Consider the following 618-nt stretch of genomic DNA (forward strand, 5'->3'; position numbering starts at 1 on the left):
TTCCGATCTCGGAGGAACTCAACACCTAATTCTAATGCATCAAGTCGGTCATCGTGTGCCACAGCGCCCTTCTCACGGCTCATACGGGTCATCTGGTAGAACAGGCTGTACTTCAGAGCGTGCTTACCGTCTGCATCACGTGCCGTCTGGTAGTCCTGTCGGATGACTTCATCACGGATGACCAAGCGGTGACTTGCCAGTACAGGCTCAAGAGTATCGCATATGCGGACCTCTTTCATACCACGAGCACGAATCTCTTCGAGTTGCGCTGGGTGGTGCTTCAGGAGCACAGGCTGGAACACGTTACCGAACATACCGTCACCGAAGTTACTCTCGAATACCACAGTCTGTACCTGCCACTGTTTGGCTTTCTTAGCGAGGAACTCAAGGGACTTCTCTTCGTAACCACGAGTACCACCAGCGTCCATCAGGTAGATGTAACCGTTCAGGGTATACAGTATGCACCAGCCAGTCTCATCCTTACCGCGACCACTTGGGTCAATTACCAGAATCTTACCCTGATACGCACCAGTGTTACTGGAGGCTGTATGGAAGGAGTAAATCTCGTCACCCTTCATGCCCACGTTAGGAAGCTCCTCATTGCGATTCTGACGGTTC

At 51.9% G+C, this 618-nt stretch carries 1 protein-coding gene; it reads right to left on the reverse strand.

The genetic code is table 11. The features are described 5' to 3' along the window. The coding region (terL, locus tag HHU12_RS34515) for a phage terminase large subunit (RefSeq protein WP_169661220.1) at window positions 1–618 on the reverse strand (618 nt) is incomplete at both ends.

It is taken from the genome of Flammeovirga aprica JL-4 (assembly GCF_012844305.1).
GTDB lineage: Bacteria > Bacteroidota > Bacteroidia > Cytophagales > Flammeovirgaceae > Flammeovirga > Flammeovirga aprica.